18 protein-coding genes are annotated in these 17063 nt (G+C 58.2%); 15 read left to right on the top strand and 3 right to left on the bottom strand.

Annotated features, from left to right (window positions below; all coding sequences use genetic code 11):
• The first annotated feature begins 404 nt into the window (after positions 1–404).
• Positions 405–920 (top strand): exonuclease domain-containing protein, encoded by a 516-nt coding sequence (locus B3759_RS14025; protein WP_291366759.1) that lies wholly within the window; start codon positions 405–407, stop codon positions 918–920.
• A gap of 38 nt (positions 921–958) precedes the next feature.
• Here B3759_RS14025 and B3759_RS14020 read toward each other — a convergent pair whose 3' ends face one another.
• Both B3759_RS14020 and B3759_RS14015 read right to left on the bottom strand, forming a co-directional pair.
• Complete coding sequence (locus B3759_RS14020; RefSeq protein ID WP_291366757.1) at positions 959–1363, bottom strand: tautomerase family protein; 405 nt, start codon at positions 1361–1363, stop codon at positions 959–961.
• A 35-nt stretch (positions 1364–1398) separates the two neighbouring features.
• Positions 1399–2748 (bottom strand): aspartate aminotransferase family protein, encoded by a 1350-nt coding sequence (locus B3759_RS14015; RefSeq protein WP_291366755.1) that lies wholly within the window; start codon positions 2746–2748, stop codon positions 1399–1401.
• Between the two features lie 212 nt (positions 2749–2960).
• Here B3759_RS14015 and B3759_RS14010 point away from each other — a divergent pair, with 212 nt between their 5' ends.
• The 4 genes from B3759_RS14010 to B3759_RS13995 all read left to right on the top strand — a co-directional run bounded on the left by B3759_RS14010 (position 2961) and on the right by B3759_RS13995 (position 6204).
• Positions 2961–4043, top strand: coding sequence for an MBL fold metallo-hydrolase (locus B3759_RS14010; RefSeq protein ID WP_291366753.1), 1083 nt, complete (start codon positions 2961–2963; stop codon positions 4041–4043).
• A gap of 88 nt (positions 4044–4131) precedes the next feature.
• On the top strand, positions 4132–4641 hold the full coding sequence (locus B3759_RS14005; RefSeq protein ID WP_291366751.1) for an ankyrin repeat domain-containing protein: 510 nt from the start codon (positions 4132–4134) through the stop codon (positions 4639–4641).
• Positions 4638–5717, top strand: a complete 1080-nt coding sequence (hisC, locus tag B3759_RS14000; protein ID WP_291366749.1) for a histidinol-phosphate transaminase — start codon at positions 4638–4640, stop codon at positions 5715–5717. The genes B3759_RS14005 and hisC overlap by 4 nt, the downstream gene beginning before the upstream one ends.
• Before the next feature lie 196 nt (positions 5718–5913).
• Positions 5914–6204: a hypothetical protein gene (locus B3759_RS13995; RefSeq protein ID WP_291366747.1), complete on the top strand. Its 291-nt coding sequence runs from the start codon at positions 5914–5916 to the stop codon at positions 6202–6204.
• A 256-nt stretch (positions 6205–6460) separates the two neighbouring features.
• Here the strand turns inward: B3759_RS13995 and B3759_RS13990 are convergent, their stop codons facing one another.
• Positions 6461–7705, bottom strand: a complete 1245-nt coding sequence (locus tag B3759_RS13990; RefSeq protein WP_291366746.1) for a UbiH/UbiF/VisC/COQ6 family ubiquinone biosynthesis hydroxylase — start codon at positions 7703–7705, stop codon at positions 6461–6463.
• 212 nt (positions 7706–7917) lie between these two features.
• Here B3759_RS13990 and B3759_RS13985 point away from each other — a divergent pair, with 212 nt between their 5' ends.
• From B3759_RS13985 to rplS, 10 genes are all read left to right on the top strand, one after another.
• Entirely contained in the window at positions 7918–8256 is a 339-nt protein-coding gene (locus B3759_RS13985; RefSeq protein WP_099347488.1) for a P-II family nitrogen regulator, read from the top strand.
• Positions 8257–8420: 164 nt separating this feature from the next.
• Complete coding sequence (locus B3759_RS13980; protein WP_291366739.1) at positions 8421–8762, top strand: HesB/IscA family protein; 342 nt, start codon at positions 8421–8423, stop codon at positions 8760–8762.
• 121 nt (positions 8763–8883) lie between these two features.
• Entirely contained in the window at positions 8884–9654 is a 771-nt protein-coding gene (locus tag B3759_RS13975) for an exodeoxyribonuclease III (RefSeq protein ID WP_291366737.1), read from the top strand.
• A 109-nt stretch (positions 9655–9763) separates the two neighbouring features.
• Entirely contained in the window at positions 9764–11224 is a 1461-nt protein-coding gene (locus B3759_RS13970; protein WP_291366735.1) for an NAD-dependent succinate-semialdehyde dehydrogenase, read from the top strand.
• Between the two features lie 771 nt (positions 11225–11995).
• Entirely contained in the window at positions 11996–13075 is a 1080-nt protein-coding gene (locus tag B3759_RS13965) for a Hint domain-containing protein (protein ID WP_291366733.1), read from the top strand.
• A gap of 216 nt (positions 13076–13291) precedes the next feature.
• Complete coding sequence (gene ffh, locus B3759_RS13960; protein WP_010667938.1) at positions 13292–14704, top strand: signal recognition particle protein; 1413 nt, start codon at positions 13292–13294, stop codon at positions 14702–14704.
• A gap of 44 nt (positions 14705–14748) precedes the next feature.
• Entirely contained in the window at positions 14749–15099 is a 351-nt protein-coding gene (rpsP, locus tag B3759_RS13955; RefSeq protein WP_010667939.1) for a 30S ribosomal protein S16, read from the top strand.
• A gap of 30 nt (positions 15100–15129) precedes the next feature.
• Positions 15130–15669 carry a ribosome maturation factor RimM gene (gene rimM, locus B3759_RS13950; protein WP_291366730.1) on the top strand — a complete coding sequence of 180 codons (540 nt, stop codon included), beginning with the start codon at positions 15130–15132 and terminating at the stop codon, positions 15667–15669.
• Positions 15666–16397 carry a tRNA (guanosine(37)-N1)-methyltransferase TrmD gene (gene trmD, locus B3759_RS13945; protein WP_291366728.1) on the top strand — a complete coding sequence of 244 codons (732 nt, stop codon included), beginning with the start codon at positions 15666–15668 and terminating at the stop codon, positions 16395–16397. Before rimM ends, trmD begins: the two co-directional genes overlap by 4 nt.
• A complete protein-coding gene (gene rplS / locus B3759_RS13940) occupies positions 16394–16789 on the top strand; it encodes a 50S ribosomal protein L19 (RefSeq protein WP_010667942.1) in 396 nt (131 codons plus the stop codon). Before trmD ends, rplS begins: the two co-directional genes overlap by 4 nt.
• Positions 16790–17063: the final 274 nt, after the last annotated feature.

Genomic DNA, 17063 nt, shown 5'->3' with positions numbered 1-17063 from the left:
CGCAGAACGATGCGAACCCGAAACATACCGGATATGCGTCAAAACGCCAAAGCAGGACTGTTCAATCCGTAACGTGATTGCAGGGCGTGAACAGGCTTTTCATGGATTGTGTCAAAAAAAGGGGTTTTTCTGAATCATGGTGTTTTTCGGATCGAGTATGAAGCAAATGAAAAAACGTAATCATGAAACAGAGGAACAATTAGCAATGTTTTGACACAAAAAATTCAGAATCAGAAAGGAAGGTAATTTTCAATTAATTGAAAATAAAAGGAAAAGAACGCTCTGGATTATTGAATGGACATAAAATGACGTAAAGTTTCTTTCGAAAGACGTTTATTTCTGGCTTGTGCAGTGCTCAAGGCCCGGCAGAATATCTGGCGCAGAAAGGCAGGGCTGGATCTAACATGTTCATTTTTCTGGATAATGAAGCCTCTTCTCTCAACGTCGATAGCTATCCCATCGAAATCGCTTGGGTCTGGGAGAGTGGGAAGAGTGAAAGCTTCCTGATCCGTCCGGAACCTGAGTGGACAGACTGGTCGGAAGAAGCCGAGGCTCTGCATGGGGTGAGTCGGGACACGCTCATGCGCGAAGGCAGCCCTGCTGCTCTAGTGGCTCAACGCTTTCTGGCGGCCACGGAAAACTGCCGGATTGTCACGGATGCGCCCGCTTTTGATCGCGGCTGGCTGAAAAGACTGTGCGGCGTTGTCGGAAAAAGCGAGCCTGCCGTCCATCCCGTGCTGGAAGCGTGGGTGGAGGCGCTGCGGTCAGCACACAGGGGAGCGTCGGCGGCGGAAGATGCTACGTTGCTGGCTCAGGTTCGCGTACGGGAAGAAAAACGGACATCCCGAAAGCACAGGGCTTTACCCGACGCGATGGAATTATGGAGAATCTGGAAAGACCTCCGGGATGGCGTGTCGTAACAGGGCAGATCGGACGTTTGTCCGATCTGCCCGCAGTTTCATTTCTTCGGGAGAGGAAGCTCGCCTGTCAGGAACTGGGCGCGGCCCAGACCGAATGACCAGTGCGCATCCTTGTTCTCCACCACGGAAACCATGACGTCAGAGGGCTTGATGCCGCATTTTGCTTCCAGACGCTCGGTGAGCAGTCGGTAAAACAGGGCAAAGCCGCCATCACCGCGCGGACGGCTGAAAATCTGCAGCAGCACCATGTTCTTCGTGCGGGGGATACCGAGATCGGTGTCCTCAAGGATCATGTGTGACGGCTTGTGCTCGCTGACGATCTGATAGCGGTCACCCGGCGGTACCTGAAAGGCTTCCAGAACGACTTCGTGCGTCGTGTCCAGCAGCTTCTTGATCTCGGCTTCGTTGCGGCCTTCATAGAGGTGAAAATGCAGAAGCGGCATATAAAATCTCCTTTGTCCGCCGAAGCGGAATGGTGTCAGTCCAGTTCGGTAATCAGTTTGCGGACGGTCGCCACCATGTCACGCAACTGCTCAGGTGTCGAAATGAAGGGAGGGCCGAAAGAGATCGTCTCGCCCGTGCAGCGCAGAAGAAGCCCGTTCTTCAGCCCTTTTTCGAACAGTTCAAGACATCGTGCGCCGGGGGCGTCTTTACGCGGCTTCAGATCGACACCTGCCGTAAGACCGATATTGCGGATGTCATGCACGATGGGCAGATCGCGCAGGCTGTGAATGGCCTCTTCCAGCACCGGCTCAAGCGAGCGGGCGCGGGCGATCAGGCTTTCCTCTTCCATGATGTCGAGAACAGTGTGCGCCACGGCGGCCGCCAGCGGATGGCCGGAATAGGTATAGCCGTGCGCGAACTCGATGGCGTTCTCCGGGCCGGTCATGAAGGTGTTGTAGATCTCGTCAGTCACGATCACGCCGCCCATCGGCACTATACCGTTGGTGATGGCCTTGGCGAAGGTGATCATGTCCGGCTTTACGCCAAAACGCTGCGAGGCGAAGTTTTCGCCCATACGTCCGAAGCCGGTGATGACCTCGTCAAAGATCAGCAGGATGCCGTGCTTCGTGCAGATCTCGCGCAGGCGTTCGAGATAGCCGATCGGCGGTACCAGCACGCCGGTGGAACCCTGCACCGGCTCCACCATGACAGCGGCGATGGTGGAGGCGTCATGCAGGGCGATGACGCGCTCCAGATCCTCGGCCATCTCTGCACCCCATTCGGGCTGCCCCTTGGAGAAGGCGACCTTGGCGTGGTCGTAGGGGTGGCGGATGTGATCCACGCCCGGCACCATGATCGTGGCGAACATCTTGCGGTTGGGGACAATGCCGCCGACCGACATGCCGCCCAGTCCGACGCCGTGATAGCCACGCTCACGCCCGATCAGACGGAAGCGACCGCCTTCTCCACGCAGCCGGTGGTAACCGATGGCGGCCTTCAGCGCCGTGTCGGCAGCTTCCGAGCCGGAGTTGGCGAAAAACACATGCTCGAGTCCTGCCGGCGCCATGTTGGCGATGCGCTCGGCGAGACGGACCGTGACAGGATTGGCAAGCTGGAAGCCCGGTGCATAGTCGAGCGTGTCTGCCTGTTTTTTCAGGGTTTCCGAAATCCGCGGATCGGCGTGTCCCAGTGGGGAGCACCACAGGCCGGACAGCGTATCAAACAGCTTCACGCCGTCGGCGGTCGTGTAATACGGTCCGCTGGCGCTCTCCAGAACACGGGCCATGCCCTGTTCCTTCACCCGGCGATTGGCCGTGAACGGCATCCAGTAGCGCCCTTCCTTGAGACTTTTGGCGCAATCGAACTCGTTTTTCAGTTCAGGCATGCTTGGCTCCCGCTTTGCCCCTGTCGGGGACTATTCGCGTCTGTGTTACGTGATCATTGCGACTTCGTATAGACATCTTGCGATGAACTTTTCTGCTTCTTCCTGTGAGGGCAGAAGGAACAAGCATAGTGCAGAAAGCGCCTGACTGCCTGCGGGTGACGGCGTGCAGAAGTTCTGATGGCGTCTTCCTCTTCCGATGCTATTTTCCCTTTATGAAAAAGGCAGCGCTTCCTCTCTCCGATCATTGCAACGGAGAGATTTTCATCAATCCACCTCTTCCGGAAGACTGGCAGGAGGCTCCAAGGCCCCCGGCATGGCCAGATCAACCGGCTCCCGTGCAGTCAGCGGCTCAGGCAGGTAAAAAACGACGGGGGATAAGACCTCTGACGTTTCTGCGCTGGATCATATCGAATATTCTGGAAAAACCGCCGCAGGGCCAAGGGCCGGACACGCCGGGCAATCCGCACGATATCCCGGAACAGGGGGAAGTTGCTGTCACCTTTATCGGTCACGACACCTTCCTTCTCAGATTCCCATTGCCGGAGGGCGGCACGCTGTCTGTGCTGACAGACCCGATTTTCTCGGAACGCTGCTCTCCCATTCCGTTTATCGGGCCGAAGCGTTTCCGGCCACCAGCTTACCAACTGGCCGATCTGCCCCCCATCGACGTCGTGCTGGTTTCACATTGCCATTACGACCATCTCGATCTGCCTTCACTGCAAGCGGTGGCGCAACGGGACAATCCCGTGGTCGTGACAGCGGCGCAGACGGGGGACCTGATTCGCAAGGCTGGCCTGTCGCGGGTGTCCGAACTGGACTGGTGGCAGAGTGTGCGGATTGGGGGGCTTGAGGTCGTTTGCACCCCGGCCCGTCATTTCACGCAGCGTGGGCTGACGGACGCCGGGAAACGTCTGTGGGGCGGGTTCTTCCTGCGTTTCCCAAAATCGCCCGAGACTCCTTCGGTCTTCTTCGCGGGTGACACTGCACACGGTGCTCACTGGAAGGAGATTCGCACCCGGCTTGACGCGCCTGATATAGCGTTACTGCCGATTGGAGCGTACGCGCCGCGTCCGATGCTGCGCAAGGTTCATACGGACCCGGTGGAAGCGGTGGAGGCGTTCCGGCAGTTGCAGGCGCGTCACGGGATTGCCATGCATTTCGGAACTTTTCCGTTGTCGCAGGAGCCTTTGGGGGAGCCGGAGCGTTGTCTCAGGGAGACAGCGGAGTGGGCCGGGCTTGCTCCGGATGCCTTTGTGCCGCTCGGCTTTGGTGAAACGAGACTGTTGAGCCGGTAGCGTCCTTCGCAGAGACGGCCGAATAACGTAGAAGATCAGCAGCGCCTTCCGTGCGGGCGTTGCAGTGGAACCGGGAAGGGAGAGTCAGATGCCAGAACATGAAGGCGAGACATTCGATCAAGCGGAAATCGAAACCCTGTTCCTTGAAGCTGCGCGTGACGGTCAGACGGATCTTGTCCGCGAATTTATCGCGGCAGGCCTGAGCCCGGATGTCACGAATGACAAGGGATACACGCCGCTGATTCTGGCCGCCTATAACGGACGCGCGGACACGGTGAAGCAACTGCTCGAATCCGGTGCGTCGGTTGACAAAACCGACGCCAAGGGCGCGACGGCGCTGGCTGGTGTCGCGTTCAAGGGTGACCGCCCAATTGCCGAAATCCTCATCGCGCATGGCGCGGCGGTGGATGCCGTCAACAGCGTGGGCCGTACGCCGCTGATGTTTGCCGTCATGTTCGGGCGCACGGATATGGCGCGTTATCTGCTTGAAGCAGGGGCTGATCCGGACCAGAAGGACGGCGAAGGCCAGAGCGCGCGTGAAATGGCTGTTGCGCAGGGCCATCCTGATCTGCTCACTCTTTTTGGAATCTCTTCATGAGTCGTTTCTGGAGCCCGCTTGTTCACCGCCTCACGCCTTATGTTCCCGGTGAGCAGCCGCGTCTGACCAATCTCATCAAGCTGAACACCAACGAGAGTCCTTATGGCCCGTCGCCCAAGGCGATTGCGGCCATGCAGGCGGCAACCGATGAGACTCTTCGGCTTTATCCTGACCCGGCCTCTTTGGCCCTGCGCGAGGCTATCGCGCGGCGGTCGGGTCTGACGGCGGAGCATGTCTTTACTGGCAATGGTTCGGACGAAGTTTTGGCGCATGCGTTTCAGGCGTTCTTCAACCATGGCGAGCCTGTGCTGTTCGCCGATGTGACCTACAGTTTTTATCCGGTCTATTGCGGTCTTTATGGCCTGCCGTTTGAGACTGTGCCGCTTGATGACGGGCTGCGTGTGCGGATCGAGGACTTCAACCGTCCGAACAGCGGTATCGTGCTGGCCAACCCCAACGCGCCGACAGGGATTGCGCTGGGGCTTGGAGACATCGAGAAACTGCTGGCTGCGCATCCGGATCGGGTTGTGCTGATTGATGAAGCCTATGTGGATTTCGGTGCTGAATCCGCTGTTTCACTCGTCAGTCGCTATCCGAATCTTCTGGTGGTCCAGACATTCTCCAAATCACGGGGACTGGCTGGCCTGCGTGTCGGTTTTGCTGTCGGCGATCCTGCCCTGATTGAAGGGCTGGTCCGCGTGAAGGACAGTTTCAATTCCTATCCGCTCGACCGTCTGGCTCAGGCTGGCGCTCTGGCGGCCTATGAAGATGAAGAATGGCTTGCCGAATGCGTCAACAAGGTCATGGCGACCCGGACGGCTCTGTCGGGCTCCCTCGCGGAACTCGGTTTTGAGGTCTTGCCTTCCAGCGCCAACTTTGTTTACGCTCGGCATCAGGATCGTGAGGCTGCCATGCTGGCGGCCGCGTTGAGAGAAAGGGCGATAATCGTGCGCCATCTTAAAGGCCCGCGAACATCATCCTGGCTCAGGATCACGGTCGGAACCGATGCGCAATGCGCAGCACTGGTGAAGGCGTTGCAGGATATCCTGCACAGAAATGATCAGTCGCCGGATTAACGCCGACTTCCATTTTCTGAACACTTTCCCGCACTCCGAAAAACAGACAGCCCTCTCACGTCTGTCGTTCTCGCCCGTCGGCAGGACTGGTCAGTCGTAAAGGACAGGTGAGAGAGTCTGTTTTTTCACTTTTTGTTAGAATCTGTCCTCCAGATATGGGGGTAACCTTTTGTCCTGCCTGAATGGGTTTTGAAACATGCGTGCTTTTCACGGCCAGCTTTCGGATAATCAGCCGATCCGCCGTACTCTTGCTGAGAAGCAGAAGCAGCTTCGTGACCTCAAGGAAACGCTGGCATCCATGAAGTCGCACACGGCTCCCGCCCTGCGGGACAGCGTGCGCAAGCGTATTGCCCAGCTTGAGGCCGAACTGGCTGCTGCTCCGGCACTGAAGTCTACGTCCGAGAACCGGACACAGCGTCCCACGACGCGTGTAGGCGATGCATCCCGTCGCCCACGCAGCCGTATCCGTTCAGACCTGACTGGCTGAACGACTGCCTTAGTAGAGCGGCACCATCAGGTGCCGTTACCTGCCGGGGATATACCGGCAGGTATTCAAAGGTCCGGTTCTCCCGGACCTTTTCTGTTTCCAAGGCGATAAATTGCGTTTGGGGTCATTATCCCAATGAATGACCCGTATGCGGGCACTGCCCGCACCCGCAAGGGACCGCAGTCCCTTTGACCCCGATTAAACGGTTTCCAAAGGCGAGCCTTTGGCGGGGTTATGGGGCAGAGCCCTGTTGGGATCAGACGCCCATCGCGTGTTTGACGAACGCCTTGCGCAGCCGGGGCAGGCGCTGAACGGTTGCAATCCCGACATCTCTTGCCAGACGCAGCACCGGATTGTCGTTGCTGAACAGACGATCCAGCGCGTCGGTCGCCACAAACATCATCATGTTTGCAGGACGGCACCGCGCCTGATAGCGGGCCAGCAGGGCTGGATTACCGAGGTCTTCTCCCTTGCCGTGCGCCGTAATCAGGATATCCGAAAGCGCGATCACATCCCGAAAGCCGAGATTGAGGCCCTGTCCGGCGATTGGATGGATGCCGTGGGCCGCGTCGCCTGCCAGTACAAGACGTGTGGCCGTGTAGCGCTGAGCATACTGCGCAGCGAGCGGATATACCCAGCGGCGACCAACTGGCGTGACGTCTCCCAGCCGATCACCGATGCGACGCTTCAGTTCACGCTTGAACTGCTCTTCCGGAAGGGCCGCGATTCGTCGGGCCATCGCGTCCTTTTCACTCCAGACAATCGCTGAAAGATTGGGATGCTCGGCGGTGCCGGTCATCGGAAGCTGGGCGAAGGGACCACCCGGCAGGAAATGCTCAAGCGCGCCGTTGTCATGCGGGTATTCGTGGGCGATTGCACAGACGATGCCGCTCTGACCGTAGGCGAGTTTCGTGATGGGAATGCCGGCCTGCGAGCGTGTGCGGCTTCCGCGACCGTCTGCGGCGACAAGAAGCTGCGCCCGTATCGTGCGGCCATCCGTGGCTTTTACGGTCACACCGTTTTCATTCCGCACGATCGAGACATCGGCAGGGGCAAGCACCGTCACCAGAGGGGCATTGTGCAGCGTTGCGTTCAGCGCCACGCGGAGGGCGCGGGCTTCCGCCATCCATCCGAACGGCTGTGTCGAGTCCTCACGGGTGAACTCAAGAGACAGCGGGGAAGGGGGCTGTCCCGGCCTGCCGTCCGTGACAAGAATGTCCTCGATGGGGCAGGGGATCTGCGGGAGATGTTCCCAGACTCCGGCGGCTTCCAGAAGGTTTTTTGATCCGGCGGCAATGGCGTAGGCCCGTCCGTCGAATTCCGGATTTTCCATCGGCGGAAGCGCTGCCCGGTCCACGACGGCCACGGGAACGCCGTCACGGGCAAGGCGGCATGCCAGCGTGGCCCCTACAGGCCCCGCGCCGATGATGCAGACCGCGACGTCCGTGACTGTTTCGCCACGACCTTGTTCACCAGTGCTCTGTTCCGTCGTGCTGGACATACCGAGCCTCCATGAATTCAATAATTTACGCCGAGCCTGCGTGCGTAGAAAACAGCCCGGCTTCTGTGGCGAAACTCATGGCATGCTTTGCGCGTTCGAACCATCCCAAGCGATGTCATCCATATGACGTGACAGGAAGGAAACAATATGCTTCCTTGGCAAAGCCATTACGGCATCGTTGTGAATTTTCTGGTGATTAAAGAGGAACTGGGATGAAGCTCGTCACGGCAATTATCAAGCCCTTCAAGCTCGACGACGTCCGCGACGCGCTCTCGCCGTTGGGGATCCAGGGGCTGACCGTGTCTGAAGTCAAAGGATTCGGTCGTCAGAAAGGACAGACCGAGATCTATCGTGGGGCAGAGTACCACGTCAGCTTTCTGCCCAAGATCAGGATCGAAATTGCAACCTCTGATGCGCTGGTCGATCAGGTGGTTGAGGCCATTCTCCAGTCCGCGCACACCGGAAAAATTGGTGACGGAAAGATTTTTGTGAGCGATCTCAGCCGTGTCGTGCGTATCCGTACGCGTGAGAGTGGTGACGAGGCGCTTTAATCATCCCCCAAACTGCCCCATGAATCTGATGAAGGGCGCCTGCGGGGCGGGTCGATCACCCGTCCGGCTCCTTCAGGAACGGGCTTTAATCAATTTTTCTGTTGTGAAGTCCTCCCGCTATTGTCCCTCTTCACATTGACGCTTCGACAACCCATTATCCCCTCATGACCCAGAGCTTCACCGTTTCCGACGCCGCCGCCAGACGCATCGCTGAGATCATCGCGAGTAAAGGAGCGGTCGAATCGACGTTCGCCTTGCGCGTTTCCGTTTCGGCGGGAGGCTGCAACGGCTTTCAGTACGAGTTCAAACTCGACCCGGAAACGTCGCCGGAAGACTTTGTAGTGACCAGTCATGGCATTCGTGTCGTGGTCGATCCTGTTAGTCTGGACCTGATGAATGGCGGTGAACTCGATTTTGTCGACAAACTGATGGGTGCGCATTTTGCAGTAAACAATCCCAATGCGGCCTCAGGCTGTGGATGCGGCACGAGCTTTTCGCTCGCCTGACGCTGCTGTCTTTTCCGTCGTGGCCTGATTTTCTTCGTAGCAGAATGACAGCCCGGCCTTTCCTCGGGTCTGCGGATGCAGGCCACTCCGCACACCCGGTTCACAAGGCCGCCACAACGCCATGAAAATTGCGACCTGGAATGTCAATTCCATCCGTCAGCGTCAGTCTCTTGTCCTCGACTGGTTGAAGCGTAATGAACCGGACCTGCTGCTGTTGCAGGAAATCAAGTGCGAGGATCATCTGTTCCCCGCTTCGGTCTTCGAGGAAGCCGGTTACATCTCTCATTGTGTCGGACAGAAATCCTACAATGGCGTGGCGGTTCTTTCCCGCCGTCCTGTCGAGGTGCTGGCCCGTAAGCTGCCGGGTCTGAGTGATCCGGAACCACCGGCACGTTATATTGAGGTCAGGCTTGATTCCCTGACAGTGGGAAACCTGTACCTTCCTAACGGTAATTCCGGCGGTGAAGCCGGTTATCTCGGCAAGCTCGAATTCTTGGATGCTCTTGCCCGTCATGCGGAAACCATGCTGCGGGCGGACACGGATTTCATTCTTGCTGGCGACTACAATGTCTGTCCGACAGACCGGGATCTTGCGCCCGGCTCATTGCCAGCTACGGATGCGCTCGTCCGTCCTGAAAGCCGCGCCGCTTTCAGGCGGTTGCTCTGGCTTGGTCTGACGGACGCCGTGCGGGCGCTTCACCCGGACGAGACGATCTATACATTCTGGGACTATCAGGCCGGGTCCTTCAATCGGGATATGGGACTCCGCATCGACCATCTTCTGCTTTCACCCGCCGTGGCCGAACGTCTTGTCAAAGCGGAACCGGACAAGGCCGAGCGGGCGATGCCCCAGCCATCCGACCATGTTCCCGTCATGATCACGCTGGACTGAAAAACCCTCCAGCGTCAGAAAGGTTAATCTGTCTGGCGTAATGTCACTCTATCTCTGGGTGGCAGAAAGCCGGCATCTCAACAGAGCGCCGCTCATCCGGAGGTCCATCATGGGCATTGCCAATCTTTCCGATCCGTCTCTCTTCCGTGAACAGGCCTATATCGCGGGCGAATGGATGACATCGTCTTCAGGCAAGACGCTGTCCGTCACCAATCCGGCGACGGGTGAAGTGATCGGAACGATTCCGGCCTGTACAGCCGCGGAGACCCAGCGGGCCATCGAAGCCGCTGATCGGGCGCAGGCCAAGTGGAAAACCACCAACCCAGACGAGCGCGCCGATCTGCTGATGGCGTGGTACGATCTGATCCTGAAAAACGCGGACGATCTGGCGCTCATCATGACGGTTGAACAGGGTAAGCCCCTATCCGAGTCGAAGGGCGAAGTGAAATACGGTGCTTCCTTCATCAAATGGTTCGCGGAAGAGGCCCGCCGTATCAACGGGGCCGTCATCACGCCGCCGCAGAAGGATCGCCGCGTTCTCACCGTGAAGCAGCCGGTCGGCACGACCGCCGCCATCACGCCGTGGAACTTTCCCAACGCCATGATCACCCGTAAATGCGGTCCGGCCTTTGCCGCCGGGTGCAGCATGGTGCTCAAGCCGTCCGAACTGACGCCTTATTCCGCGCTGGCGCTGGCCGTTCTGGCTGAGCGTGCGGGTCTGCCGAAAGGGCTGTTCTCTCTCGTGACCGGCGATGCCAAGGAAATCGGTCCTGAGTTGACCTCCAGTCCGGTCGTGCGCAAGCTGTCCTTTACCGGTTCGACACATGTTGGCGCGCTGCTGATGAAGCAGTCAGCCGACACCATCAAGCGTCTGAGCCTTGAGCTTGGCGGTAATGCGCCGTTCATCATCTTTGATGACGCCGATCTGGAAACTGCTATCGCGGGAGCGCTGGCCAGCAAGTTCCGCAATGCTGGACAGACCTGCGTCTGCGCCAACCGCATCTTTGTTCAGGACGGTATCCACGACCGGTTCGTCGCCCGCATGAAGGAAGAGGTCGCCAAATTCAAGGTCGGCAACGGGCTTGAAGAAGGCGTCACAATGGGGCCGCTCATCAACGGAAACGCCGTGAAGAAAGTCCGCGAGCATGTCGAGGACGCTCTGTCTAAAGGGGCCAGTTATGTCAGCGCACCGCTGGAGACGAACGGCAATTTCGCCACACCGGTCGTGCTGGAAGGCGTGACGACCGAGATGCGCGTGTTCAGCGAAGAAACATTCGGGCCGCTGATGCCGATCTTCAAGTTCAGCGATGAAGCGGAGGTGATCCGCAAGGCCAACGATACGCCGTTCGGACTGGCCAGCTATTTCTTCACGACGGACATGAGCCGGGCATGGCGCGTTGGTGAGGCGCTGGAATATGGCATGGTCGGCGTCAACACCGGCATGGTGTCTATGGAGTGCGCGCCATTTGGTGGTGTGAAGCAGTCCGGGTTGGGCCGTGAGGGTGGTGCTGAAGGTATCGAGGAATTCCTTGAAACCAAGGCGCTGCATATGGCCGGTCTGAAGCTGTAATCTGGAAGCATGTATCCAGCCGGACGACAGGTCTGGCTGGATTATTCAGCCTGTTACTGACTCTATTAGATGAGAGCAGAAACATCAGGGCGGATTTTTGCTGTTTTCCATTTTTTTGTTGCATTTTATTTGCAGAATATAGCGTTTTATTAAAATTTTTCTTCTGATGATGGTATTGAGTGCCCGCAGTGGGAACTCTATCTGCGATATGGCGTTGTAACTGTTATACTTAAATTATTGTAATACCGAAGAATTGATCTCTATTATGAGAATCGGTTTTTAAAATATACAAATTCGTAAATTTTTAATTAAAACTGAAAAAATGATCTTCCATGATTCATCTATCATTAATAAAATAGGCGAAACTCACTCCGTCGCGGAGAGGCATTCGTCATGACCATCTATAATCTCAATTCACAAAATAGCTCTCTGCACACAAGTAGTAGTTCGTTTAACAAGAATGGAACGAACTACATCAACGTCAATGCGTCTGGAACTTCAATATACCTCGATTCAATACAGGCATCTTCATCTGGAACGCAGGTCTATATAAACCAGTAAAACAATGCTGAGTTTAATATAGAGATCGGTTCAGGAAGTATTTCCTCTGATTCGACGGTTGTTTATAATAAAGCAAGCAATATCACGATCATAAATTATGATACGACAGACGGTAGAAGTATCTCTTTCCGTATAATGGGTGACTTTCTGAATCTTGGGTCGTCCATAGAGTCAGGATCGCACTACGTTCAGAAGAATCTCACGGATGTCGTGCCTCAGTCTGGTAGTTACTATGAAATTACCGCCTGCTTTCTTGCGGGGACACTGATCTCGACAGCTTCGGGTGACGTGCGTGTCGAAGATGTTCGGGAAGGTGATCTCCTGAACACATGGTCGGATGCGAGCGGTGCTCCTGTCGCGCGCAAGGTGGTGTGGGCTGGAAAATCCCATGCTGCGGTCCGTCCGCTGCCTCATGAAGATGAGGCGGGTTATCCAGTGCGCGTGCTGAAGGATGCAATCGCCCCGGCCGTGCCTGCCCAGGATATGCTGGTGACTGCCGAACACTGCCTGTATCTGGATGGCGGATTTGTGCCCGTCCGGATGCTGGTGAACGGCAGATCCATCTTCTATGACCGGTCCATTCTCTCCTACGATTATTACCACATAGAAACCGAGAGCCACGCCATCATCATGGCTGACGGTGTACTGACGGAAAGCTATCTCGATACGGGTGACCGTCACTCATTCAGGCAGATTGCCGGAGCGGCCCGGATTGGTGGTCGTGGTTTCCAGTGGGAAACGGATGCTGCGGCCCCGCTGAAAACGGATCGCGCTTTTGTTGAGCCCATTTACCGTCGTATCGAAGCGCGGGCGATTGATGGTGATGTCCCGATGCATGCGGTGGAGCCGATTCTGACGCAGGATGCGGATCTGCATCTTGTGACGGAAAGCGGGCAGATCATCAGGGAATCGCGTCAGGTGGATGGTTACACCGCCTTCCGGATTCCATCCGGCGTCAGGTCGGTCAGGATCGTGTCCCGCACCAGCCGTCCCAGCGATGTCATGGGAGTGTTTGTGGATGACCGCCGCTCGCTTGGTGTCGCCATCGGAGAGATCAAGCTGTTTGACAGCGGCAAGCCGTATGTCCTGACGTCGCATCTGACGGAGACGGAACTGTCTGGTTGGCAGTGCCGCGATGCGGAGGGTGCGCGATGGACGGACGGCAATGCGCTGCTGTCTTTCGAAGGGCATGAAACCGGCGCGTTTGCCCAGCTTGCCGTGCAGGTTCTTGCTGGCGGTCCTTATCGGCTTGCCGATGTGGCCGGAGCCAACGAGGTTCAGAGCGCGTAAGCTTCAAGCTGCGTAACAGTGTTAAAGTGGTATTCCATAGCACCGCTGCCCAACTGACGGGCAGCGGTGTTTTTTTTTATGTGATCCGGCGTCCGGGAATTGGGTCTTTCCGTTTGACTCCTGCCGCTGTGGAGCGTAGGAGCATGATCCACACATAAGTCACGCCACCCCGCGAGTATTCGCGCAGTGGCGCGTATTCTTTTGGGGAAACGGTTCTTGTTCGAATCTCTGTCCGACAAGTTTTCCGGCGTTATTGGCGATCTCGGCAAGCGCGGCACGCTGACCGAGGCCGACGTTGCGGAGGCCATGCGCGAGGTTCGGCTGGCGATGCTGGAGGCCGACGTCGCGCTTCCGGTCGTCAAGGACTTCGTCAATAAGGTCAAAGAGCGCTCGGTCGGCGCGGAGGTGCTGGAAAGCATCTCTCCGGGTCAGGCTGTCGCCAAGATCGTCAATGATGCGCTGATCGACGCCCTTGGTGGCGCGGGCGCTGTTCCCCTGAACCTGAACGCAGCCCCGCCTGTGCCGATCCTGATGGTCGGTCTGCAGGGCTCGGGCAAAACGACCACATCTGGCAAAATCGCCCTGCGTCTCGCGACCCGTGAGCGCAAGAAGGTGCTGCTGGCCTCGCTCGATACGCAGCGTCCCGCTGCCCAGCTCCAGCTCCAGCAGTTGGCCGAGCGTGCGAAAGTCGCGTCGCTGCCGATCATCGCTGGCCAGACGCCGGTCGAGATCGCCAATCGTGCGATGGATACGGCGCGCCGCGAAGGCTATGACGTCGTCATTCTCGATACGGCGGGTCGTCTGTCCATCGACGAAGCGCTGATGGATGAAGTCCGTCAGATCCGCGACGTCACACACCCGGCTGAAACGCTGCTCGTTGTCGATGCGATGACGGGTCAGGACGCCGTCAACACGGCCAAGCTGTTCAACGAAGCCGTGGGCGTTTCCGGCGTTGTCATGACCCGTATGGATGGTGACGCCCGTGGCGGTGCCGCGCTGTCCATGCGTGCGATCACCGGCGCGCCGATCAAGCTGACCGGTTCGGGCGAAAAGCTGGACGCGCTGGAAGAGTTCCATCCGGAGCGTGTCGCGGGCCGTATCCTCGGCCTCGGTGACATCGCCGGACTGGTCGAGAAAGCTGCTGATACGCTCGATCAGGAAGAGGGAGAGCGGCTGGCCAAGAAGATGATGGCCGGCAAGTTCGATCTCGACGACTATGTGTCGCAGATCAAGCAGATCCAGAAGATGGGCTCGATTTCGGGCATCCTCGGGATGCTGCCGGGCATGGGCAAGATGAAGGACATGGTGGACGAGAAGAAACTCGACACCACGATCTTCAAGAAGCATCAGGCCATCATTTCCTCCATGACCAAGGCGGAGCGCAAGACGCCCGACATCATCAAGGCGTCGCGTAAGAAGCGTATCGCTGCCGGGTCTGGAACCACAGTTCAGGAAGTCAACAAGCTGCTCAAGCAGTTCGATGACATGTCCACCATGATGAAGCGGGTCAACAAGCTCGGGCTGAAAGGCCTGATGCGACAGGCCTCCGCGCTCATGTCCGGGGGCGGCATGCCGGGAGGCCCCGGCGGCTTCCCCGGTGGTCCCGGTGGCCGGCCTCCCTTCGGCTGACCTGTCCCCTTTTTATCTTTTTCTGGCTTTACCGGAGTAGTTGAATGAGCCTCAAAATCCGCCTTGCACGCGCTGGTGCGAAGAAGCGTCCTTACTATCACATCGTGATCGCAGACAGCCGTTCACCGCGCGATGGCCGCTTCATCGAGAAAGTTGGCGCGTACAACCCGATGCTGCCGTCCGATCACGCTGATCGCGTGAAGCTGACAAACGAGCGCATCACGCACTGGCTGTCGCAGGGCGCTCAGCCGACCGACCGTGTCGCCCGTTTCCTAGGTAACGCTGGCCTGATCGCGAAGCCGACCTGGAACGAGCAGCCGAAGCAGTCCGCGCCGAAGAAGAAGGCGCAGGAGCGTGCGAAAGCCGCTGCTGCCGCTGCTGAAGCCGCGGCCTGAGGCTGAGAGACCGGAAGACGCTTTCTCGCCATGACCGACGAACGCATCCAGATTGGAGTCATAGGGAGGCCGCACGGTGTGCGCGGGCTTGTGCATGTGCACAGCTACGCCGCCGATGAGGACTCCCTGGTCTCCTATGGTGTGCTGACGGACGATCGTGGTGATCGCTGGACGCTGAACTGGCGTTCGGGCGGTGTGGCGGAACTGCGCGATGCGCAGGGAAAACCGCTTGCCGACCGGACGGCGGCGCAGGCGCTGGTCAACCGCAAGCTCTATGTCAGCCGCGACGTGCTGCCCGAGCCGGACGAGGACGAGTTCTATCACAGTGACCTGCTTGGTCTGGACGCTGTGGAAGACGGGGCTTCGATCGGTAAGGTCGTCACGGTGCATGATTATGGCGCGGGCACGAGTCTTGAACTCGATACCGGCCTTATCCTGCCTTTCTCCAAGGCCTGTGTGCCCGAAATCGATTTTCCCAACCGTCGCATGATCGTCGTGCGCCCGGTGGAGGTGATCGGTGAGGAAGAGCACGCGCCGAAAGAGAAGGTCGCAAAGGGCGCTTCGGCATGAGCTGGACAGCGACCATCCTCACCCTGTTCCCCGAGATGTTTCCGGGACCGCTTGGCCAGTCTCTGGCCGGTCGGGCGCTGGAGAACGGAACGTGGAACTGCGATGTGCGCGACCTGCGGGCCTTCGGGCTCGGACGTCACAACGCCGTGGACGACACGCCCTTTGGTGGCGGTGCGGGCATGGTGATGCGCGCGGATGTGGTGGACACGGCGCTGGACTCCGTCTCGCGGCAGGATGGCGCTCCGTGCGTCTATCTGACCCCGCGTGGCCGTCCGCTGGCCCAGGCTGATATCCGTCGTTACGTGGCGGGGCCGGGTGTGACCCTGCTCTGCGGGCGTTACGAAGGTGTAGACGAGCGCGTTCTGGAAGCACGCTCCATCGAGCAGATCTCGATCGGGGATTACGTGCTTTCAGGCGGTGAGACGGCGGCGCTGGTGCTGCTGGATGCCTGCGTGCGGCTGCTGCCCGGCGTCATGGGCTCTGCGGAAAGCGGTGTCGAGGAAAGCTTTTCCGACGGTCTTCTTGAATATCCTCACTATACCCGCCCCGCCGAATGGCAGGGCCGCACGGTGCCGGACGTCCTTCTGTCCGGAAACCACGCGGCGATTGCCCGTTGGCGGCGCGAACAATCCGAGCGGGTCACGCGCGAGCGTCGGCCCGACCTGTGGGCAGCCCATCTGTCGCACAGTAGTTCCAGACCATCCGTTCAGGAAGGACAGTCCCTATGAACATCATCCAGCAGTACGAGGCCGACGAAATCGCTCGCCTCACCGCCATCCGTGAAGTGCCTGTTTTCCAGGCTGGCGACACCGTCCGCGTGTCCGTCCGCGTCAAGGAAGGCGAGCGCGAGCGCGTTCAGGCTTACGAAGGCGTTGTCATCGCCCGGTCCAACAAGGGCCTGAACAGCAACTTCACGGTTCGCAAGATTTCCAATGGTGAAGGTGTGGAGCGTGTGTTCCCGCTCTATGCGCCGACCCTTGCCGAGATCAAGGTCGTCCGTCGCGGTAAGGTGCGTCGCGCTAAGCTGTATTACCTGCGTGGCCGTAGCGGTAAGTCCGCTCGTATCGCCGAGCGTCCCCGTGACGTGACGCCGGCAGCCAAGGCAAAAGCCAGCGCCTGATATCACTCAGGTGTTCTGCCCGGAAAACTTAAAGGGTTTCCGGGCAGAAAGGCTTTTCAACACTGGTTTCACAGCGTGCCGTCAGTCAGGCCTGACGATGGTGGTGATGCACTGAACGAGCTGAAATAAATGCCGTATCAGTCTGATCCACGTATCCTGCGATTCTTCAGAACAGCCTCTATGCTGCCAGTCTGAGCCACTCTCTTTTACTTTTCATAAAATCTGACACGGATTTTCCGTGGTTCGCGACAGTTTTCCGTAAGTAAAAAACCTG

It is taken from the genome of Acetobacter sp. UBA5411, assembly GCF_002409645.1.
GTDB lineage: Bacteria > Pseudomonadota > Alphaproteobacteria > Acetobacterales > Acetobacteraceae > Acetobacter.
Note: the sequence above shows the minus strand (reverse complement) of the source record. Positions and strands in the feature narration are given on the sequence as shown.

Coding starts and splice junctions, on each gene's coding strand:
- B3759_RS14010 (WP_291366753.1), top strand. CDS start 2,961: ATGAAAAAGGCAGCGCTTCCTCTCTCCGATCATTGCAACGGAGAGATT.
- hisC (WP_291366749.1), top strand. CDS start 4,638: ATGAGTCGTTTCTGGAGCCCGCTTGTTCACCGCCTCACGCCTTATGTT.
- trmD (WP_291366728.1), top strand. CDS start 15,666: ATGAGCTGGACAGCGACCATCCTCACCCTGTTCCCCGAGATGTTTCCG.
- B3759_RS13970 (WP_291366735.1), top strand. CDS start 9,764: ATGGGCATTGCCAATCTTTCCGATCCGTCTCTCTTCCGTGAACAGGCC.
- B3759_RS14020 (WP_291366757.1), bottom strand. CDS start 1,363: ATGCCGCTTCTGCATTTTCACCTCTATGAAGGCCGCAACGAAGCCGAG.
- B3759_RS13995 (WP_291366747.1), top strand. CDS start 5,914: ATGCGTGCTTTTCACGGCCAGCTTTCGGATAATCAGCCGATCCGCCGT.
- rplS (WP_010667942.1), top strand. CDS start 16,394: ATGAACATCATCCAGCAGTACGAGGCCGACGAAATCGCTCGCCTCACC.
- B3759_RS14025 (WP_291366759.1), top strand. CDS start 405: ATGTTCATTTTTCTGGATAATGAAGCCTCTTCTCTCAACGTCGATAGC.
- B3759_RS14005 (WP_291366751.1), top strand. CDS start 4,132: ATGCCAGAACATGAAGGCGAGACATTCGATCAAGCGGAAATCGAAACC.
- rpsP (WP_010667939.1), top strand. CDS start 14,749: ATGAGCCTCAAAATCCGCCTTGCACGCGCTGGTGCGAAGAAGCGTCCT.
- B3759_RS13980 (WP_291366739.1), top strand. CDS start 8,421: ATGACCCAGAGCTTCACCGTTTCCGACGCCGCCGCCAGACGCATCGCT.
- B3759_RS13975 (WP_291366737.1), top strand. CDS start 8,884: ATGAAAATTGCGACCTGGAATGTCAATTCCATCCGTCAGCGTCAGTCT.
- B3759_RS13985 (WP_099347488.1), top strand. CDS start 7,918: ATGAAGCTCGTCACGGCAATTATCAAGCCCTTCAAGCTCGACGACGTC.
- B3759_RS14015 (WP_291366755.1), bottom strand. CDS start 2,748: ATGCCTGAACTGAAAAACGAGTTCGATTGCGCCAAAAGTCTCAAGGAA.
- B3759_RS13990 (WP_291366746.1), bottom strand. CDS start 7,705: ATGTCCAGCACGACGGAACAGAGCACTGGTGAACAAGGTCGTGGCGAA.
- rimM (WP_291366730.1), top strand. CDS start 15,130: ATGACCGACGAACGCATCCAGATTGGAGTCATAGGGAGGCCGCACGGT.